The sequence below is a fragment of the Halochromatium sp. genome, assembly GCF_046541315.1.
GTDB lineage: Bacteria > Pseudomonadota > Gammaproteobacteria > Chromatiales > Chromatiaceae > Lamprobacter.
Window position 1 is genome coordinate 1 of sequence record NZ_JBKHDN010000259.1, and the last position, 3,392, is coordinate 3,392.

A 3,392-nucleotide genomic window follows, 5' to 3' on the forward strand; every position below is an offset into this window, starting at 1 on the left:
TCGACCGAGAACAAGGACAGCGACGATCCGTTGCTGCAAACGCCGGAAACGCTCGCCAACCTGACGCTCGACTTCAGCCCAAGCCCCGATTGGCTACTACAGCTGATCACCAGCTATACCGGCGAACAGCAGTATTCCAGCACCGAGGGCATCGAGACTGCGGCCGGCTACACCCTGGTCAACCTCAAGGCGAGCTACCAGCCCACCGCCCTCGAAGGGTTCGAGCTGTATGCCGGCATCGACAACCTGTTCGACGAAGCGGTCGACACCGGCATCGGCTCCAATCCCGGTCCCTTCGGGTATCTCGGCGCCCGTTACCGTTTCTGAAAACGATGCCGACATGCGACGGCCAACGCTCGCCGTCGCCTCTTATCAGCAACCCCCTGTTTAGAAGGAATCCCAAACCATGCATCAACGATTCACCCCTCTGCTCGCGCTCCCGCTGCTCCTGACCCTCGGCACGGCTCAGGCCGACACGGCCAGCCCGGAGCGTCCGGGATCCGCGTCCAAGCGCCCAGGCTTCATGGTCAGCGAACTGGTGAGCCTGCCTCATCCAATGCGGGCAATCCGCCAGGACCCGGAGCACTTCGGGGTAAGCCGCGAGCAGATGCAAGCCCTGCGTCGCGAAGTGATGGAGGTCTATCCGCCCCAGCTGCATGAGCGCGTGCAAGCGGCTTGGTCACTCGAACGGGCGATCCGGCGCGGCGTGCTCGAACAGGGCAAGGATAGCGCCGCGGTCGCGGAGCAGCTCGACGAGCTGACGCGACTCAAGCGCGAGGCCATCGATCTCCGCATCGAGGCCCTGAATCGGTTCCGCGCCATCCTCGATCCCGAGCAGTACCAAGCGGTGATGACGGCGAGCGCCAAGGGAAGATGAGCGCAACGGCGCCCCGCACATCGCATCCGGGGCGCCTGCTGGAGCCATGGGGCGCGGATCGCTCGCGCCAGGGCGATGCCTGACATGCCCGCGCCCTCTTGTGCGTAAAGGAAGACGCCTAGAGAGGCCAGAAACGGTTCCAGCGACTCGCTTGCAAACGAGCCGCGAGCCGCGCCAACTCACGGTGGCGCTCGCTCCACCAGCATCGCAGCGAAAACCTGAACAACGAGCGCAGCAGAGCTTGGTTCAGAGCACAGAGCCAGCATCTCTCGCGCCCCGCGACCGCCGGCCATGCGGTCCAAGGCGCGATCGGCGGCGCCTTGGCGACTGCCCTCGACTGGCGCGTCCCCCGGCCACCTTCCACCCGAGCCTCCACCCGAGGGTACCGGCTCAGATCAGCGAGCGGCCAGGTCAGCGGCGGCCGCTTCCTGGAACGGGCTCGCACGCACTCGCGTCCCCCGCTCGACGGTGCGATTCGCTGGCGCACCATGCCCCGCTGGTTGGCCGCCTGACGCGCCGTTCCTTGGCGCGACACGGCTTGGATTCCAAGCCATGGTTGCAGCAATCCAGCGACATGGGCATCCAGCCTGTCCTCCGGGAGCGCCTCGAACGCATGGTGAATGACGATGCTGCCGCATGCCGGATTCACGCGCACCGCCCGGATACCGGTCGCGGACTCGAGCGCATCCGGCAGACGCGAGGCCAAGGCAGGATCGGAACGCAGCATGGGGACGGACAACCGGAGGCGTCCAGCCGCTCGATGCCGCACGCGCAGGCGCTGCATTCTTCTTACCGCAACCATCGGCTGGACGGCCGTTGGCGCTTGCGACGAGGATAACCGTGGCTCCTGAGACGGCGAAAAGGCATCGAACATGATGATGAGAACGAGCAAAGGTGGATGACATCGTCGAGCAATCGTCCTCGATTTTATCGAGAACGCTTCTCATATTCAACAACTTTGTTAACATACCTGCTCTGTCTATTCGACATGCCTCAGTTGCAGGAAACCAAGCTGTTGAATCGTATACAATTAGACGAACTGATCGACATCGTGCTGGCCACCCTGGACGCCCGCGACCCCTACACCTACGAGCACTCGTTCCGGGTTGAGCGCTATGCGCAGATGATCGCCGAGGAGCTTGCGTTGCCATCGACGATCCGCCAACGCACCCATGTGGCTGCGCTCCTGCACGACATTGGCAAGATCGCGATGTCCGATCGTGTGCTCAATAAGGCGGGGCGTCTCAACCGCGAGGAAATGCTCGAGATCCAACGCCACCCCCGCATTGGCTGCAACATTCTCTGCCGCCTGCCGAGCTTCCAGGACATCGCCACCATCGTCCTGCATCATCATGAGCGCCTGGACGGCGAGGGCTATCCGGAGCAGCTCGCTGGCGAGACGATTCCGTTGGAATCCAGGATCATCGCCGTCGCCGACAGCTTCGACGCCATGACCTCCAACCGGCCCTATCGCAAGGCGATGACCGTCGACGCGGCCATCGCCGAGATTTCCCAACATGCCGGAGAGCAGTTCGACCCCGCCGTTGCGGCGAGCCTGGCGCGACTTCGTGACGAGGTCGGCGAATACCTCGGGAGAAGAGGGCCGCCGATCAATGGAGGACATCACGCCTATGTGGGTCACGAGGATCTGATGCACTCGCGCATCGTGCACAGTTCCGGATTCTTCACCGCACACGAACAATCCCCTCGCCACCCGGTTCCGAGCACGCTGTTCGGACGCGATTGGACCCGCAAGCTCTACACGCGCTATCACGCCCTTCAGTACAAGGCCAGCCGCAAAGGCATCCCCTTTCAATGGGACCGCTTCGCCGATTTCCTGACCGCGCTCGCGGTCGTCGCCCCAGACGACTATCACCCGAGCACGCACCGCTTCAGCTTCGACCTGAAGCGCACCGATGCACAGGGCCGGCGTCTGGGCTACTGCAAAGACACCATGAGCCTCAAGCCGATTCGCGATAAACCGCGGAGATCGCAGGACTCTTGCAGTCACCAATGCTGGTCTGAAGACGCCCCACCAACGCAGGATCCGAGATCCTAAGGCGCTATTCGATCCAGTCGATGCAAAGAGGATATCTCGATCATGAAGAATCCTGGGGCAACTGTGCCGACCGACCTAGTCGGCATCGGCGGCCCGGCGCTGTTGATCCTGGTAGCGCTCTCGGTCATCGCGCTGATCATCCTGCTGGCCAAGCTTTACCAATTCGCGCGCTTGCGGCTGAACGCGCGGGAGCCGGTGGCATCGGCCCGAGCGAGGCCGTCCGCGCACGCCGATAGTCATCGACACGCGAATAAGTTTTCATTGCTGCAATGGCTGGTGAACGCGGTCTCTCGTATACAGATTAAGATCGGCACAAGATTCATGGCCGCGAATACACTGATCATCGGTCTCAGTGTTGCGATCCTTGGTCCCTTCCTAGTCGATAACGATTTCGGCATTCTCATGATGTTATCGTTGTTCATGGGTGTCGTTAGTCTGACGCTGATCCCCATATTG

General features: G+C 62.3%; 4 protein-coding genes and 1 pseudogene. 4 read left to right on the forward strand and 1 reads right to left on the reverse strand.

Annotated features, from left to right (window positions below):
- Together ACLFQI_RS12740 and ACLFQI_RS12745 are read left to right on the forward strand one after the other, a co-directional pair.
- Positions 1 to 327: TonB-dependent receptor domain-containing protein (locus ACLFQI_RS12740; RefSeq protein WP_410759867.1), on the forward strand; the 327-nt coding region annotated here is incomplete at its 5' end.
- Between the two features lie 79 nt (positions 328 to 406).
- Positions 407 to 877, forward strand: coding sequence for a hypothetical protein (locus ACLFQI_RS12745; protein ID WP_410759869.1), 471 nt, complete (start codon positions 407 to 409; stop codon positions 875 to 877).
- A 118-nt stretch (positions 878 to 995) separates the two neighbouring features.
- Here ACLFQI_RS12745 and ACLFQI_RS12750 read toward each other — a convergent pair whose 3' ends face one another.
- Positions 996 to 1,751, reverse strand: a complete 756-nt coding sequence (locus ACLFQI_RS12750; RefSeq protein WP_410759872.1) for an HMA2 domain-containing protein — start codon at positions 1,749 to 1,751, stop codon at positions 996 to 998.
- Positions 1,752 to 1,892: 141 nt separating this feature from the next.
- Here ACLFQI_RS12750 and ACLFQI_RS12755 point away from each other — a divergent pair, with 141 nt between their 5' ends.
- Both ACLFQI_RS12755 and ACLFQI_RS12760 read left to right on the forward strand, forming a co-directional pair.
- Entirely contained in the window at positions 1,893 to 2,936 is a 1,044-nt protein-coding gene (locus tag ACLFQI_RS12755) for an HD-GYP domain-containing protein (RefSeq protein WP_410759871.1), read from the forward strand.
- 42 nt (positions 2,937 to 2,978) lie between these two features.
- Positions 2,979 to 3,392: pseudogene (locus ACLFQI_RS12760) on the forward strand (hypothetical protein); the annotation flags it as partial.

Excerpts from the sequence above, each read along its gene's own strand:
- ACLFQI_RS12745 (WP_410759869.1), top strand. The coding sequence starts at position 407 with ATGCATCAACGATTCACCCCTCTGCTCGCGCTCCCGCTGCTCCTGACC.
- ACLFQI_RS12750 (WP_410759872.1), bottom strand. The coding sequence starts at position 1,751 with ATGTTCGATGCCTTTTCGCCGTCTCAGGAGCCACGGTTATCCTCGTCG.